13 protein-coding genes and 5 tRNA genes are annotated in these 14,708 nt (G+C 42.0%); 16 read left to right on the plus strand and 2 right to left on the minus strand.

The window, feature by feature from the left end; all coding sequences use genetic code 11:
• Positions 1-39: 39 nt before the first annotated feature.
• Positions 40-116 (plus strand) — tRNA-Asp (locus CIK00_RS16950).
• Between the two features lie 252 nt (positions 117-368).
• On the opposite strand, the gene pssA is transcribed toward CIK00_RS16950, so the two are convergent.
• Together pssA and CIK00_RS16960 are read right to left on the minus strand one after the other, a co-directional pair.
• The gene (gene pssA, locus CIK00_RS16955; RefSeq protein WP_101769836.1) at positions 369-1,718 is read right to left on the minus strand and encodes a CDP-diacylglycerol--serine O-phosphatidyltransferase; all 1,350 of its coding nucleotides are present in this window, start codon (positions 1,716-1,718) and stop codon (positions 369-371) included.
• A gap of 124 nt (positions 1,719-1,842) precedes the next feature.
• Positions 1,843-2,274, minus strand: a complete 432-nt coding sequence (locus CIK00_RS16960) for a GNAT family N-acetyltransferase (RefSeq protein ID WP_101769837.1) — start codon at positions 2,272-2,274, stop codon at positions 1,843-1,845.
• A gap of 74 nt (positions 2,275-2,348) precedes the next feature.
• On the opposite strand from CIK00_RS16960, the gene murB reads away from it, so the two are divergent.
• The 15 genes from murB to rpoB all read left to right on the plus strand — a co-directional run bounded on the left by murB (position 2,349) and on the right by rpoB (position 14,707).
• A complete protein-coding gene (gene murB / locus CIK00_RS16965; protein ID WP_101769838.1) occupies positions 2,349-3,389 on the plus strand; it encodes a UDP-N-acetylmuramate dehydrogenase in 1,041 nt (346 codons plus the stop codon).
• Positions 3,389-4,351, plus strand: a complete 963-nt coding sequence (birA, locus tag CIK00_RS16970; protein WP_101769839.1) for a bifunctional biotin--[acetyl-CoA-carboxylase] ligase/biotin operon repressor BirA — start codon at positions 3,389-3,391, stop codon at positions 4,349-4,351. Before murB ends, birA begins: the two co-directional genes overlap by 1 nt.
• Positions 4,351-5,082 (plus strand): type III pantothenate kinase, encoded by a 732-nt coding sequence (locus CIK00_RS16975; protein WP_101769840.1) that lies wholly within the window; start codon positions 4,351-4,353, stop codon positions 5,080-5,082. The genes birA and CIK00_RS16975 overlap by 1 nt, the downstream gene beginning before the upstream one ends.
• Positions 5,083-5,177: 95 nt before the next feature.
• Positions 5,178-5,253: transfer RNA gene (locus CIK00_RS16980), tRNA-Thr, on the plus strand.
• A 14-nt stretch (positions 5,254-5,267) separates the two neighbouring features.
• Positions 5,268-5,352: transfer RNA gene (locus tag CIK00_RS16985), tRNA-Tyr, on the plus strand.
• Positions 5,353-5,395: 43 nt separating this feature from the next.
• Positions 5,396-5,470, plus strand: a tRNA-Gly gene (locus CIK00_RS16990).
• A 12-nt stretch (positions 5,471-5,482) separates the two neighbouring features.
• Positions 5,483-5,558 (plus strand) — tRNA-Thr (locus CIK00_RS16995).
• 100 nt (positions 5,559-5,658) lie between these two features.
• A complete protein-coding gene (gene tuf, locus CIK00_RS17000) occupies positions 5,659-6,843 on the plus strand; it encodes an elongation factor Tu (RefSeq protein ID WP_101769841.1) in 1,185 nt (394 codons plus the stop codon).
• Positions 6,844-7,086: 243 nt separating this feature from the next.
• A complete protein-coding gene (secE, locus tag CIK00_RS17005) occupies positions 7,087-7,464 on the plus strand; it encodes a preprotein translocase subunit SecE (protein WP_101769842.1) in 378 nt (125 codons plus the stop codon).
• A gap of 11 nt (positions 7,465-7,475) precedes the next feature.
• Complete coding sequence (gene nusG / locus CIK00_RS17010) at positions 7,476-8,021, plus strand: transcription termination/antitermination protein NusG (RefSeq protein WP_101769843.1); 546 nt, start codon at positions 7,476-7,478, stop codon at positions 8,019-8,021.
• 125 nt (positions 8,022-8,146) lie between these two features.
• Positions 8,147-8,575, plus strand: a complete 429-nt coding sequence (rplK, locus tag CIK00_RS17015; protein WP_080158719.1) for a 50S ribosomal protein L11 — start codon at positions 8,147-8,149, stop codon at positions 8,573-8,575.
• Positions 8,576-8,579: 4 nt separating this feature from the next.
• The gene (gene rplA / locus CIK00_RS17020) at positions 8,580-9,284 is read left to right on the plus strand and encodes a 50S ribosomal protein L1 (protein ID WP_101769844.1); all 705 of its coding nucleotides are present in this window, start codon (positions 8,580-8,582) and stop codon (positions 9,282-9,284) included.
• 251 nt (positions 9,285-9,535) lie between these two features.
• A complete protein-coding gene (rplJ, locus tag CIK00_RS17025; RefSeq protein ID WP_036788959.1) occupies positions 9,536-10,030 on the plus strand; it encodes a 50S ribosomal protein L10 in 495 nt (164 codons plus the stop codon).
• A gap of 59 nt (positions 10,031-10,089) precedes the next feature.
• Positions 10,090-10,452: a 50S ribosomal protein L7/L12 gene (gene rplL / locus CIK00_RS17030; RefSeq protein ID WP_101769845.1), complete on the plus strand. Its 363-nt coding sequence runs from the start codon at positions 10,090-10,092 to the stop codon at positions 10,450-10,452.
• A gap of 229 nt (positions 10,453-10,681) precedes the next feature.
• A complete protein-coding gene (gene rpoB / locus CIK00_RS17035; protein ID WP_101769846.1) occupies positions 10,682-14,707 on the plus strand; it encodes a DNA-directed RNA polymerase subunit beta in 4,026 nt (1,341 codons plus the stop codon).
• Position 14,708 lies beyond the last annotated feature (1 nt).

The raw sequence follows: 14,708 nt of genomic DNA on the forward strand, positions 1-14,708 counted from the left end.
TAGAGACAACAAGTTGCATTTATGCTGAATAGACACTGCGGAGTGGTAGTTCAGTTGGTTAGAATACCGGCCTGTCACGCCGGGGGTCGCGGGTTCGAATCCCGTCCACTCCGCCATTATTGAAGAAACCCGAATCGAAAGATTCGGGTTTTTTTTCGTCTGTAGAAAATGGTTATTATAATGCTTTATACCGATCTAGAAAATTAATGGGTCAGGTTAGCCTAATCTCTTGAGCACATTTTAGTGATATCTACAGCTGATTCGTGTAAATATTATATTAGAAGTGAAGCTTGGTGGAATATAGATTGTTGAGATAATTAATCAGAAAAGCGCAGCAATTAAGGTTATTGCCGCGCATTGCTCAGTCGTTATAGAATTTGATTAAGAATATGATCAGCTTTAACGCGACGGATCCGTTTAATTAATTTATTCACTTTGATGGGGTAACTGTCGATTTTTTCGATTTGTTTATAGCTACCAATCAAGATGGTATGAGTCAGTATACAATCAATTTCTTGTTGTGTTTGTTGTGCTAGAAGTTGATTTTTGTCATGAATAAGAATCGCATTTTCTAAGTCAAGCTTCCATGCTCGTGGGTTTAAATTATTACCCGTGATAAGCATATATTGGTCGTCGACCCAAATACCTTTTAGATGAAAACTATTGTTGTCGTGTTTCCATAAGTGGATAGCTAATTGACGACTAGCAATCGCTGCCTCATTACTTTTCGCAAAGTTTCGTAGATTTACTTCATAGAGATAAGGTAAACCTGCGATAGTTTTAAAAGGTTCTGATGGTGGAATATAAAAATCGTTCGCTGTTTTATCACCAACAACAATCGTGACCTTTACACCACGTTTTAGAGCTTTAATTACTTCTTTACTGACACTGCGAGGAAAATTAAAATAAGGAGTACAAACAGTTAATGTATTTTGTGCGCTAGCAATTAATGTACAAATGTCTTGGTTGAGTTGATTACGACGTTTACCTAAACCAATCAGAGGTGTTAAGCCGACTTCATCAGCCGCGATGACTTCTGACGTATAGTGGTAGCTTGCTTGCTGTAATTCTACCCGTAGATCTTTAATTGCACTTTTTAATGATTTTGTATCTGGGCGTACAGCTTGGTTTAAACAATTAACAGCATCACTTTCGACTAAGGTTTCAGTGATAAATTGCGCCATGCTATTAGCTAATTTACTATTTTTAATAACATGATAGCGATCGTAACGATAGCGGTCGTGTTGCGCAAGATAGACATCATTAAGGCTCGCACCGCTATATATTACGGTATCATCAATAATGAAGCCTTTTAGATGTAATACTCCAAATACTTCACGATTTCGAACCGGCACACCAAGTACTTCAATTGGGTGCTGGTATTTTTCCGCATATTCACGGTATAACGCAGCATTACCATCAGATTGACTTGCACCTATAAGGCCACGCTGAGCACGGTGCCAGTCAACGAATACTTTAATATCTAATATAGGATTACGTTGTTTTGCTTCGTATAGCGCGGTTAGTATGCCGCGACCGGCTTCATCGTCTTGTAGATAAAGAGCAACGATATAAATACGGTGATGTGCTGAATCAATTTCTTGGTATAAACGCTTCCTGAAAGAACTCGCGTCAAAAAGAGTCTCTAAATTTTCGGGCTTGTGCGCAATACGCGGCAGCTGATCTATATGCTGCCTGTTAGCAATAGCTGAATCCATTATCGCCTCGTTTACACGATCTATTAAAGAAGATAAATTTGAGTTAAGAAGCGAATTATAACAGAAAAAATACCAAGTCAACCTATATCATTGTCAGATATATAACTGCCTCACTAAATTGTAATTATGGCTTAGTGTTATATTGCATCGGAATGAGTTTTTTCCCATTATTACAGTAACGTTCAAATCGCTGTTGTAAATCATGAGGTAATTGTTGGGGTTGTAGTGTGATAAATCCAGCATGTTGATAGAGCGTTTCAAGTTCTTTAAATGCAAAGCAATAACACGGTTTTTGTTTTATTTGTGGCAGGGCGTATTGAAGTAAGTGAGTTGCTATTTTTTGACCTCGGAAGTCAGGTTTGACGAGCAGGCCCGTTAATAATTGTAATTCGCCAATAGATTTAAATCGGACACAACAAACAATGCCTTGTGGTGATTCTCCAACCCATAAAATTTCATCACGTTTGGCTTTCCCTGCGGGATAAAAATCTTTATAGAGTTTATTGACGATGGGTAAACGAATTAAATTTAACGGTTGATAGTGAACTTGGCTCATGGGAAAACACTGCGTTGTGAGATTGAATCGGGTAAAATGAATCCAATAGTATAAAGATATGGTCTCAAATTAACATGAAAGTTTTACATGATCATGGGTTAGCGCCTTATCATACCTTTGGTATTGATGTTACTGCCACACAGATTGTTGAAGCCGAAAATATTGATGATTTTATTCATATTTGGCACGATTCAAGTTTTAATAATATGGCTAAATTAGTTGTAGGACACGGTAGTAATTTACTTTTTTGTGAAGACTATCAAGGTGTCATTATTCTTAACCGTATAAAAGGCATTACTCTAAAAGAGACGGCAGCGAATTTTTGTCTACATGTTGGTGGCGGTGAAGATTGGCATCAATTTGTTCATTGGTGTGTCGATCGTAATATTGGTGGTTTAGAAAATTTAGCGTTAATTCCCGGTTGTGTAGGATCGTCACCGATTCAAAATATTGGTGCTTATGGTGTCGAGCTTAAAGACGTATGCCAATACGTCGATGTACTTGATGTTATTACCCATGAGATTAAACGTTATGACGCTGAGACGTGTCAGTTTGGTTACCGAGATTCTGTTTTTAAGCATCAATTAAAAGACGGCCATATTATTGTTGCCGTTGGCTTTTGTTTGCCGAAAATATGGCAACCTAAAATTGCGTATGCACCTTTGAATCAATTTGATATAGCAACGGTCACGCTTCAGCAAGTGTTTGATACTGTTTGTGAGGTTCGTAAAGCAAAATTACCTGATCCTGCTGTGATTGGTAATGCAGGTAGCTTTTTTAAAAACCCTATTATTTCTAAAATAGCACGTGATAAGCTACTTGTTGATTATCCTGCAATGCCTAGTTATGGTATTGATAATCAGCATGTAAAATTAGCAGCAGGTTGGCTAATTGATCAGTGTGGTTTAAAAGGTTATCAGATTGGTGGTGCTAAAGTACACCCACAGCAAGCACTGGTATTAACTAATGTTGGTACGGCAACGGCGCAAGATGTTATTCAGCTCGCACAGTTCGTGGTTGATAGTGTGGCAATAAAATTTGATATAGCATTGGAACATGAGGTGCGGTTTATGGCAGCTAACGTTGAAACGAATTTGGCCGAGATACAAGCATAATGAAAGAACATTCAACCCGTTTAGCTCTTATTCGTTTATTAGCGGATGGCCATTTTCATTCGGGTGAAAAATTAGGCCTGGCGTTGGGGATGTCGCGTGCTGGCATTGCGAAACAAATTAAAATCATTCAGCAGTGGGGGCTTGATTTATATAGTGTTCAAGGTAAAGGCTATTGTTTAGCTGCCCCGATTGAATTATTGGATAGTCAGCGAATTACTGAATTGGTTAATTGCCCTCAATTAGAATTGATCCCTGTGATTGATTCGACGAATCAGCATTTGCTTAATCAGATCGGACAGTTACCCTGTGGCGCAGTTTGTTTAGCTGAATATCAACAAGCGGGGCGTGGACGACGAGGTCGACAGTGGCAATCTCCTTTTGGTAGTAATCTTTATTTATCTACCTATTGGCGTTTAGAGGCGGGTGTTGCTGCGGCGATGGGATTAAGTCTTGTTGTTGGTGTTGCGATTGCTGAGACTTTACAGCAACTTGGTGCGCCTGATATTCGAGTAAAATGGCCTAATGATCTTTATTATCATGATAAAAAATTAGCGGGTATTTTAGTTGAAATGACAGGGAAAGCTGGTGATGCGGCACATTTAGTCATTGGAATGGGATTAAACATTGCGATGCCGATAGTAGCTACAACGATGATAGATCAAGCATGGACGAATTTAAGTGCCGCATGTGTATCGTTACCATCTCGCAATGTTTTAGCGGCAACATTAATTGATCGTATTCATCAGACTTTAAAAGAATATGAGGATATTGGATTAAGTGGCTTTGTTGAACGCTGGAATAAAATTGATAACTTTTTAAATCGCCCTGTTAAATTATTAATTGGTGAACGCGTTATAGAAGGTATTGCTCGTGGTATTAATGAGCAAGGTGCTTTATTACTTGATACTAATGGTGATATTACTGCTTATGTTGGTGGTGAAATCAGTCTTAGAGGTTGTTAATGCAGTTATTAATTGAAGCGGGTAATACCTACGTTAAGGTTGCTTTATTACAGGTAAGTGGTCGAGTCTCGTTGATTGGTAAATACCCCAGTAAAAAATTAGAATTAGTACTTGATCCTATTTTAGAGCAGAAAATCAAACGGATTGTTTTTGCCAGTGTTGGACCCGTTGAGGTTGATAATACTATTCAGCGTATTGCGCAAGTGGCGAATATACCTGTGTTACATGTGAAAACGATGCGAAAAGATTTTGGGGTTAAAAATGGTTATAGTGAATATCAATATTTAGGTGTCGATCGCTGGTTAACATTGGTCGCTATTTATCAAAAATTTAAACGGCCGACGGTAATCGTTGATATTGGTACCGCATTAACATTTGATGTATTAAGTGGCGATGGAAAGCACCTTGGTGGTTGGATTGCTCCAGGTTATCAATTAATGATGAAAGTGGTATTAGAAAACACCACCAAAGTGTTTTCAGATCATGACCATAGCGATCGTTTAAGCTTGGCTGATAATACAGCTGATGGTTTAAAAAACGGTTGTCGTGCTGCATTAATCGGTTTGATTGAATATGGCCTAAAAGAAGCCCGTGAAAAATTAGCGGTAGAGCCTGATGTTGTACTGTGTGGCGGTGGTGTTCGGCATCTTCCTTTAGATGGTATTAAAAATTATAATCATCGTTCAGAATTAGTTCTTGAAGGGTTGGCTTTGTATGCAAAATGTCGATAATGGATGAAATTACATCAATTAACAAAAAATAATAAAAAAAAAGTACTAAAGTATTGCATCAAAAATCATCATTATCTAAAATGCGCATCAATTAAGCCGACTTAGCTCAGTAGGTAGAGCAACTGACTTGTAATCAGTAGGTCACCAGTTCGACTCCGGTAGTCGGCACCAGTTTTAAGAATTTCGGTGGGGTTCCCGAGTGGCCAAAGGGAGCAGATTGTAAATCTGCCGGCACTGCCTTCGAAGGTTCGAATCCTTCCCCCACCACCATTATTCAAATAGTTAAATAGCGCTACGAGTAAATAAGTTTTTTGCGGGCATCGTATAATGGCTATTACCTCAGCCTTCCAAGCTGATGACGCGGGTTCGATTCCCGCTGCCCGCTCCACACTTCTTGTATGCTGATATGGCTCAGTTGGTAGAGCGCACCCTTGGTAAGGGTGAGGTCGGCAGTTCGAATCTGCCTATCAGCACCACTCTTCAGTCAATATTTATCAATTTGTTATATACTCAACAAACCCATGTTTGGTTGTGTGGTCGTAATGCCACTAAATACCGTGCCCAGAGGGACTATCCATGTCTAAAGAAAAATTCGAACGCGTAAAACCGCACGTTAACGTTGGTACTATCGGCCACGTTGACCACGGTAAAACAACTCTAACTGCTGCTATCTGTACTACACTTGCAAAAGTGTACGGTGGTACAGCTAAAGATTTCGCATCTATTGATAACGCTCCTGAAGAGCGCGAGCGCGGTATCACAATTTCTACTTCTCACGTAGAATACGATACTCCTGCACGTCACTATGCACACGTTGACTGTCCTGGACACGCCGATTATGTTAAAAACATGATCACTGGTGCTGCTCAAATGGATGGTGGTATCCTAGTTGTTGCTGCAACTGACGGTCCTATGCCTCAAACACGTGAGCACATCCTACTTGGTCGTCAAGTTGGTATTCCTTACATCATCGTATTCATGAACAAATGTGACATGGTTGATGATGAAGAACTACTTGAACTAGTAGAGATGGAAGTTCGTGAACTTCTTTCTGAGTACGATTTCCCAGGTGATGATTGCCCAGTAATCATGGGTTCTGCACTAGGCGCGCTAAACGGCGAAGCTGAGTGGGAAGCTAAGATTGTTGAACTAGCTGAAGCTCTAGATACTTACATCCCAGAGCCAGAGCGTGCTATCAATCTACCATTCATCCTTCCAATCGAAGATGTTTTCTCAATCCAAGGCCGTGGTACTGTTGTAACTGGTCGTATTGAGCAAGGTATTGTTAAAGTTGGTGACGAAGTAGCTATCATCGGTATTCACGACACTATCACTACTACATGTACTGGTGTTGAGATGTTCCGTAAGCTTCTTGACGAAGGCCGTGCTGGTGAGAACGTTGGTGTTCTTCTACGTGGTACTAAGCGTGATGAAGTTGAACGTGGTCAAGTTCTTGCTAAGCCAGGTTCAATCACTCCACACACTACTTTCACTTCAGAAATCTATGTGCTTTCTAAAGATGAAGGTGGTCGTCATACTCCATTCTTTAAAGGTTACCGTCCACAGTTCTACTTCCGTACAACTGATGTAACTGGTACTATCGAGTTACCAGAAGGCGTTGAAATGGTAATGCCTGGTGATAACATCTCTATGACTGTTACTCTAATCGCACCAATCGCGATGGATGAAGGTCTACGTTTTGCTATCCGTGAAGGTGGCCGTACAGTTGGTGCTGGTGTTGTTGCAACTATCGTTGCATAAGTTACGCTAATATCGTTGAATTAAATTTGACGATAGAGCACTAAAAAGGGCATCATTTGATGCCCTTTTTCTACACTCTAACTTGAAACTGCGTATTTTTTGTTCGAAGTGTGGAAGTGAAATTTCGTAAAGATGAAGTTTTTAATAATGTTATTAAAGGGTTAGCCCTTTCCTTCATCCTAGACCTCGCTCTCGCGGGGTTATTTTCGTCTAGATGATTAAGACTAGTTACAGGTTGGTTGTATGAAAGCAAATGCCGAAAACCAAGAAAGCGAAAGCAAAATGGATGGCCTGAAATGGGTCGTGGTTTTTGCTTTGCTAGCTGCTGCTGTGGTTGGTAATTACCTATACAGTGATGTTTCTGTTGTTTTGCGCTCTTCTGCCGTGGTAACCCTTGTGGTTATTGCTGGTATTTTTGCAGCACTAACAGCAAAAGGTAAATCCGTGGTTACGTTCGCACGTGAATCGCGCATGGAAGTCCGCAAAGTAGTGTGGCCTACTCGTCAGGAAGCTACGCAGACAACCTTTATTGTTCTAGCAGTCACTATCGTAATGGCATTAGCCCTTTGGGGTATCGATGGTATTATGGTCCGTTTAGTGCGCCTAGTTACTGGCGCGTGAGGTAAGAATTCATGATCGAAGCTCCAAAAAAACGTTGGTATGTAGTACAGGCTTTTTCAGGTTTTGAAGGCCGTGTAGCGCAATCACTACGTGAACATATCAAAATTCATGGTATGGAAGAGCACTTTGACGAGGTTTTAGTACCGACGGAAGAAGTGGTAGAAATGCGTGCCGGCCAACGCCGTAAAAGTGAGCGTAAGTTTTTCCCAGGTTATGTACTAGTACAGATGGTGATGAACGATGAGACATGGCACCTTGTACGTAGTATTCCTCGCGTAATGGGATTCATTGGCGGTACATCTGATCGTCCAGCACCTATTTCTGATAAAGAAGCCGATGCGATCTTAAACCGTCTGCTACAGGCTAGTGAGTCTCCAGTACATAAAACAGTATTTGAACCGGGTGAAGTAGTACGTGTGACTGATGGTCCATTTGCTGACTTTAATGGTACGATTGAATCTGTAGATTATGATAAGAGCCGTGTTAAGGTTTCTGTATCAATCTTCGGTCGTGCAACACCTGTAGAACTAGAGTTCGGTCAAATCGAAAAGAACTGATCAAATTCTGCTCAACTCGTATTGTCAGGGGCGTGGAATTAGGCTATAATTTCGCGCCCTTTCGTTAGACGGGGAGTCTGTTTGTTTAAAGATAGACGTTTGAACCCAAAATTAGGTATATAGCAATGGCTAAAAAAGTAGAAGCTTACATCAAGCTGCAAGTTGCAGCTGGTGCAGCAAATCCAAGTCCACCAGTTGGTCCAGCTCTTGGTCAACATGGTGTAAACATCATGGAATTCTGTAAGGCGTTTAACGCTAAGACTGACTCAGTAGAGAAAGGTCTTCCGACTCCAGTTGTTATCACTGTTTACAGTGACCGTTCTTTTACGTTCATCACTAAGACACCACCTGCTGCAGTTCTTCTGCTTAAAGCAGCTGGACTTAAGTCTGGTTCTGGCCGTCCGAACACTGACAAAGTGGGTACTGTAACTGAAGCTCAGATCCAAGAGATCGCTGAGACTAAAGCTGCAGACATGACTGGTGCTGACATTGAAGCTATGAAGCGTTCAATTGCTGGTACTGCTCGTTCAATGGGCCTAGTGGTAGAGGGTTAAGAAAATGGCTAAACTGACTAAGCGCATGCGTGTTATCCGTGACAAAGTTAATGTTACTCGTGAATACGACATCACTGAAGCTATTGCTCTTCTTAAAGAACTAGCGACTGTTAAATTCGTTGAAAGTGTTGACGTTGCTGTTAACCTTGGCATCGATGCACGTAAATCAGACCAAAACGTTCGTGGTGCAACTGTACTACCTAACGGTACTGGCCGTGATATCCGTGTTGCTGTATTTACACAAGGCGCAAACGCTGAAGCTGCTAAAGAAGCTGGCGCTGAGCTTGTAGGTATGGAAGATCTAGCTGCTCTTGTTAAGAAAGGCGAAATGAACTTTGACGTAGTTATCGCATCTCCTGATGCAATGCGCGTTGTAGGTCAACTTGGTACCATTCTTGGTCCACGTGGTCTTATGCCAAACCCTAAAGTTGGTACTGTAACTCCTAACGTTGCTCAAGCAGTTAAAAATGCTAAAGCTGGTCAGGTTCGTTACCGTAACGACAAAAACGGTATCATTCACACTACTATCGGTAAAGTGAACTTTGATGCCGCTCAACTACAAGAGAACCTTGAGTCTCTTCTAGTTGCACTGAAGCGTGCTAAGCCGTCTTCAGCGAAAGGTACTTTCATTAAGAAAGTAAGCATCTCTACCACTATGGGTGCAGGTGTAATGCTAGATCAGAATTCTCTGACTGCAACTGTAGCGTAAACTGATTTGCAGAAGCGATAAGTTAGTGTATAATTTATCGCTTCCGAATTCGTGGCTGAGGTTGATTGTTTTCAATTAACCTCCGTCAAAGACCGTAGGTGTTTTTCGGAACTTAATTTACCTACGTAGACGGTGCCAGAACATGATTGATGTAAGTCTTTTTTGGATCTGCGCCGTAAAACTCTCCTGCCAACCGGCAGTGAGTGGTGTAAATACTGGGGTTACCCAGAAATTATCCAGGAGCAAATCCAATGGCATTAAATCTTCAAGACAAAAAAGCAATTGTTGCTGAAGTCAACGAAGCTGCCAATGGTGCCCTATCTGCAGTTGTTGCTGACTCTCGCGGTGTTAGTGTGTGTGCAATGACAACTCTACGTAAACAAGCTCGTGAAGCTGGTGTTTACTTAAGAGTTGTTCGTAACACATTAGCACGTCGTGCAGTTGAAGGTACTAATTTCGAATGTCTACAAGATGTTTTCGTTGGTCCTTCACTAATCGGCTTCTCTAATGAGCACCCAGGTGCTGCAGCGCGTCTTTTTAAAGACTTCGCTAAAGAGAACAAAAGCTTCGAGATCAAAGCTGCTGCATTCGAAGGCGCTATTGCTAACGCTGATGTACTAGCAACTCTACCAACTTACGACGAAGCTATCGCACGCTTAATGATGTGCATGAAAGAAGCGTCTGCTGGTAAACTTGTACGTACTATCGCGGCTGTACGTGATCAGAAAGAAGAAGCTGCTGCTTAATTGCCGCGTTTTATCTGATTACTATTTAAATTTATTGTTGACTTTAAAAGAGAATTGTTATGTCTATCACTAACGAGCAAATCCTAGACGCAGTTGCAGAAATGTCTGTAATGCAAGTTGTTGAGCTTATCGAAGCTATGGAAGAAAAATTCGGTGTTTCTGCTGCAGCTGCAGTAGTTTCAGGCGGCGCAGCTGCTGAAGTTGAAGAGCAAACTGAATTTGACGTAATCCTAACATCTTGTGGCGCAAACAAAGTACAGGTTATCAAAGCTGTACGTGGCGCAACTGGTCTTGGTCTTAAAGAAGCTAAAGCTGTAGTTGACGGCGCTCCTGCTGCTGTTAAAGAAGGCGTAGATAAAGCTGAAGCTGAAGCTCTTAAAGCTCAATTAGAAGAAGTTGGCGCTTCTGTTGAAGTTAAATAATTATTATTTGATTTCATAGCCTTTTATGGCTATTGGCTGGTGGCAAAAATGCCACCGGCCTTTTTGCGCTATAGACTGGTGGTATTTTTACCTTGTTTTGTATCCACTGTCTGCGTGAAAAATATTCTAGTTTTATCGGAATATTCCTACTATAAAAACAACGATTAGTCACTACCCCCGCATGTGATATGGGGTAGTTTGGATCACTTATCAGCGATCTGAGGAACCTATGGTTTACTCTTATACCGAGAAAAAGCGTATCCGTAAGGATTTTGGTAAGCGTCCACGAGTTTTGGATGCACCATACTTGCTATCGATCCAGCTTGATTCTTTCCAAAAATTTATCGAGCAGGATCCAGAAGGGCATTACGGTCTAGAAGCTGCCTTTCGCTCTGTTTTTCCAATCCAGAGCTATAATGGCAATTCCGAGCTGCAATACGTTAGCTATCGTCTCGGTGAGCCGGTCTTCGATGTCAAAGAATGTCAAATTCGTGGCGTAACTTATTCTGCTCCACTACGCGTGAAGCTACGTATGGTCATGTATGACCGTGATGCACCGGCTGGCACCGTAAAAGACATTAAAGAACAAGAAGTTTACATGGGCGAAATTCCGCTCATGACAGATAACGGTACATTCGTTATTAACGGTACCGAGAGGGTTATCGTATCTCAGCTGCACCGTAGTCCTGGTGTATTCTTTGACAGCGATAAGGGTAAAACCCACTCCTCAGGTAAAGTGTTATATAACGCTCGTGTTATCCCTTACCGTGGTTCATGGTTGGATTTCGAGTTCGATCCTAAAGATAATCTATTCGTACGTATCGACCGTCGTCGTAAATTACCTGCGTCTATTATCCTTCGCGCACTTAACTACACAACTGAACAGATTCTTGACATGTTCTTCGATAAGATTAATTTCGAAGTACGCGGTAAGTCTCTAGTTATGGAGTTGGTACCTGAGCGTCTACGTGGCGAAACTGCAAGCTTTGATATCGAAGCAAACGGTACAGTTTACGTAGAGCAAGGTCGTCGTATCACTGCTCGTCATATTCGTCAATTGGCGAAAGATGGCATTGATAGTATCGTAGTACCTGTTGAATATATCGTTGGTAAAATCGCAGCTTGTGATTACATCAACGAAGAAACTGGTGAACTGATTGTTACGGCTAACCAAGAATTAAGCTTGGAAGCATTAGCACTTCTATCTCAGGCTGGTCATAAATCTATTCAAGTTCTGTTTACGAACGACTTAGATAATGGCCCGTACATGTCAGACACACTACGTGTGGATAACAGTACTGATCGTCTAAGTGCATTGGTAGAAATCTACCGTATGATGCGCCCTGGCGAGCCACCAACACGCGAAGCAGCTGATCAATTATTTGAAAGCTTGTTCTTCTCAGAAGATCGTTACGATCTTTCTGCTGTTGGTCGAATGAAGTTTAACAGCTCTCTACTTCGTGATGAAATTACTGGTTCTGGTATTCTAGACCATAATGACATCATTGATGTTATGCGCAAACTGATCGATATTCGTAACGGCAAAGGCGTGGTTGATGATATCGATCACCTTGGTAACCGTCGTATTCGTTCTGTTGGCGAAATGGCTGAAAACCAATTCCGTGTTGGTTTAGTTCGTGTTGAGCGTGCTGTTAAAGAACGTCTAAGTTTAGGCGATCTTGATGCAATCATGCCGCAAGATCTAATTAATGCGAAGCCAATTTCTGCGGCAGTGAAAGAGTTCTTTGGCTCTTCTCAATTGTCACAGTTTATGGACCAGAACAACCCGTTATCAGAAGTTACTCACAAACGTCGTATCTCGGCGCTTGGTCCAGGTGGTCTGACTCGTGAACGTGCTGGCTTTGAAGTTCGAGATGTACACGCGACGCACTACGGTCGTCTATGTCCTATCGAAACTCCAGAAGGTCCAAACATCGGTCTAATCAACTCGCTAGCAGTATTTGCGCGTTGTAACTCTTACGGTTTCTTGGAAACACCTTACCGTAAAGTTTTAGATGGACAAGTAACTGATCAAATCGATTACTTATCAGCAATTGAAGAAGGTCTATACGTTATTGCACAGGCTAATGCCGCGCTTAACGAAGATGGTTCTTTTACTGATGAATTGATCACTGCACGTCAAAATGGCGATTCAGGTTTGCACCCACGTAACCATGTTCAATACATGGACGTTGCAACAAATCAGATCGTATCAGTGGCGGCATCGCTTATCCCGTTCCTAGAACACGATGATGCTAACCGTGCCCTTATGGGTGCGAACATGCAACGTCAGGCAGTTCCTACTATTCGCTCTGATAAGCCTTTAGTTGGTACTGGTATTGAACGTCAAATCGGTGTTGATTCAGGTGTTACTGCTGTCGCTAAACGTGGCGGTCAAGTTCAGTCTGTAGATGCTTCTCGTATCGTTATTAAAGTTAACGAAGACGAATTGATTCCTGGTGAAGCCGGTATCGATATCTACACTCTAACTAAGTACACTCGTTCTAACCAGAACACATGTATTAACCAGCGTCCAACTGTACTACCTGGCGAGCCAGTAGCACGTGGTGATGTTCTTGCTGATGGTCCTTCAACAGACCTTGGTGAGCTAGCGCTTGGTCAAAACATGCGTATCGCGTTCATGCCTTGGAACGGTTACAACTTCGAAGACTCCATCTTAGTTTCTGAGCGTGTAGTTCAGGAAGATCGTTTCACAACTATCCACATTCAAGAGCTTTCTTGTGTGGCGCGTGATACGAAGCTGGGCTCTGAAGAAATCACTGCCGATATCCCTAACGTGGGTGAAGCAGCGCTTTCTAAGTTGGACGAATCAGGTATCGTTTACATCGGTGCAGAAGTTAAGGGTGGCGACATCCTAGTTGGTAAAGTAACCCCTAAAGGTGAAACACAACTGACTCCTGAAGAGAAGCTTCTACGAGCAATCTTTGGTGAAAAAGCTTCTGACGTTAAAGATTCATCTCTACGTGTTCCTGGTAGTGTTACTGGTACGATCATTGACGTACAAGTATTTACTCGTGATGGCGTTGAGAAAGACAAGCGTGCTCTTGAAATTGAAGAGATGCAGCTGAAAGAAGCGAAGAAAGACATCACAGAAGAATTCCAGATCCTTGAGGGTGGTCTTCTTGCTCGTGTACGTACGCTTCTATTATCTGCAGGTTACGGCGAAGAGAAAATCTCTACAATGAACCGCGATACGTTGTTTGCACAAACGCTTGACGACGAATCTTTACAGAACCAATTGGAACAGCTTGCAGAACAGTATGATGAACTGAAAGCTGAGTTCGATAAGAAGTTTGAAACTAAACGTCGTAAAATCACTCAGGGTGATGACTTAGCACCTGGCGTACTTAAGATTGTTAAAGTATACCTAGCTGTTCGTCGTCGCATTCAACCTGGTGATAAGATGGCAGGTCGTCACGGTAACAAGGGTGTAATCTCTAAGATTAACCCTGTTGAAGACATGCCATACGATGAAAAAGGTCAAACTGTTGATATCGTACTAAACCCATTGGGTGTACCGTCACGTATGAACATCGGTCAGATCCTTGAGACTCACTTAGGTCTTGCGGCGAAAGGTATCGGTGACAAACTTAACGATATGCTGAAAGAACAGCAGGAGTTACATAAGTTCCGTAACTTCCTACAACGTGTTTACAATCTTGGTGATACTCGCCAGAAAGTTGACATTGCTGAACTATCAGACGACGAAGTACGTACACTTGTACAGAATCTTCGTAACGGTCTACCTATTGCAACGCCTGTATTTGATGGTTGTCCAGAATCATCTATCAAAGAGTTGTTGCAACTTGGTGACCTACCAACGTCTGGCCAGCTGAAGTTGTTTGATGGCCGTACTGGTGATGCATTTGAGCGTCCTGTAACTGTTGGTTACATGTACATGCTTAAACTGAACCACTTGGTTGATGACAAGATGCACGCCCGTTCTACCGGTTCTTACAGCCTTGTTACTCAGCAGCCGCTGGGTGGTAAAGCTCAGTTCGGTGGTCAGCGTTTCGGTGAGATGGAAGTATGGGCGCTTGAAGCTTATGGCGCAGCGTACACCCTTCAAGAAATGCTAACCGTTAAGTCAGATGACGTTAACGGCCGTACGAAGATGTATAAAAACATCGTTGACGGTGATCATCGTATGGAACCTGGTATGCCGGAATCATTCAACGTATTGTTGAAAGAAATCCGCTCGTTGGGTATCAACATCGAGCTGGAAGACAAATAAG

The organism is Photobacterium carnosum, assembly GCF_002849605.1.
In the GTDB taxonomy this organism is placed as follows: domain Bacteria; phylum Pseudomonadota; class Gammaproteobacteria; order Enterobacterales; family Vibrionaceae; genus Photobacterium; species Photobacterium carnosum.

Bases quoted from the DNA above. Each gene is read 5' to 3' on its own strand.
- rplJ (WP_036788959.1), top strand. From the start codon at position 9,536: ATGGCATTAAATCTTCAAGACAAAAAAGCAATTGTTGCTGAAGTCAAC.
- CIK00_RS16975 (WP_101769840.1), top strand. From the start codon at position 4,351: ATGCAGTTATTAATTGAAGCGGGTAATACCTACGTTAAGGTTGCTTTA.
- murB (WP_101769838.1), top strand. From the start codon at position 2,349: ATGAAAGTTTTACATGATCATGGGTTAGCGCCTTATCATACCTTTGGT.
- pssA (WP_101769836.1), bottom strand. From the start codon at position 1,718: ATGGATTCAGCTATTGCTAACAGGCAGCATATAGATCAGCTGCCGCGT.
- tuf (WP_101769841.1), top strand. From the start codon at position 5,659: ATGTCTAAAGAAAAATTCGAACGCGTAAAACCGCACGTTAACGTTGGT.
- birA (WP_101769839.1), top strand. From the start codon at position 3,389: ATGAAAGAACATTCAACCCGTTTAGCTCTTATTCGTTTATTAGCGGAT.
- rplA (WP_101769844.1), top strand. From the start codon at position 8,580: ATGGCTAAACTGACTAAGCGCATGCGTGTTATCCGTGACAAAGTTAAT.
- rpoB (WP_101769846.1), top strand. From the start codon at position 10,682: ATGGTTTACTCTTATACCGAGAAAAAGCGTATCCGTAAGGATTTTGGT.
- secE (WP_101769842.1), top strand. From the start codon at position 7,087: ATGAAAGCAAATGCCGAAAACCAAGAAAGCGAAAGCAAAATGGATGGC.
- rplL (WP_101769845.1), top strand. From the start codon at position 10,090: ATGTCTATCACTAACGAGCAAATCCTAGACGCAGTTGCAGAAATGTCT.
- nusG (WP_101769843.1), top strand. From the start codon at position 7,476: ATGATCGAAGCTCCAAAAAAACGTTGGTATGTAGTACAGGCTTTTTCA.
- rplK (WP_080158719.1), top strand. From the start codon at position 8,147: ATGGCTAAAAAAGTAGAAGCTTACATCAAGCTGCAAGTTGCAGCTGGT.
- CIK00_RS16960 (WP_101769837.1), bottom strand. From the start codon at position 2,274: ATGAGCCAAGTTCACTATCAACCGTTAAATTTAATTCGTTTACCCATC.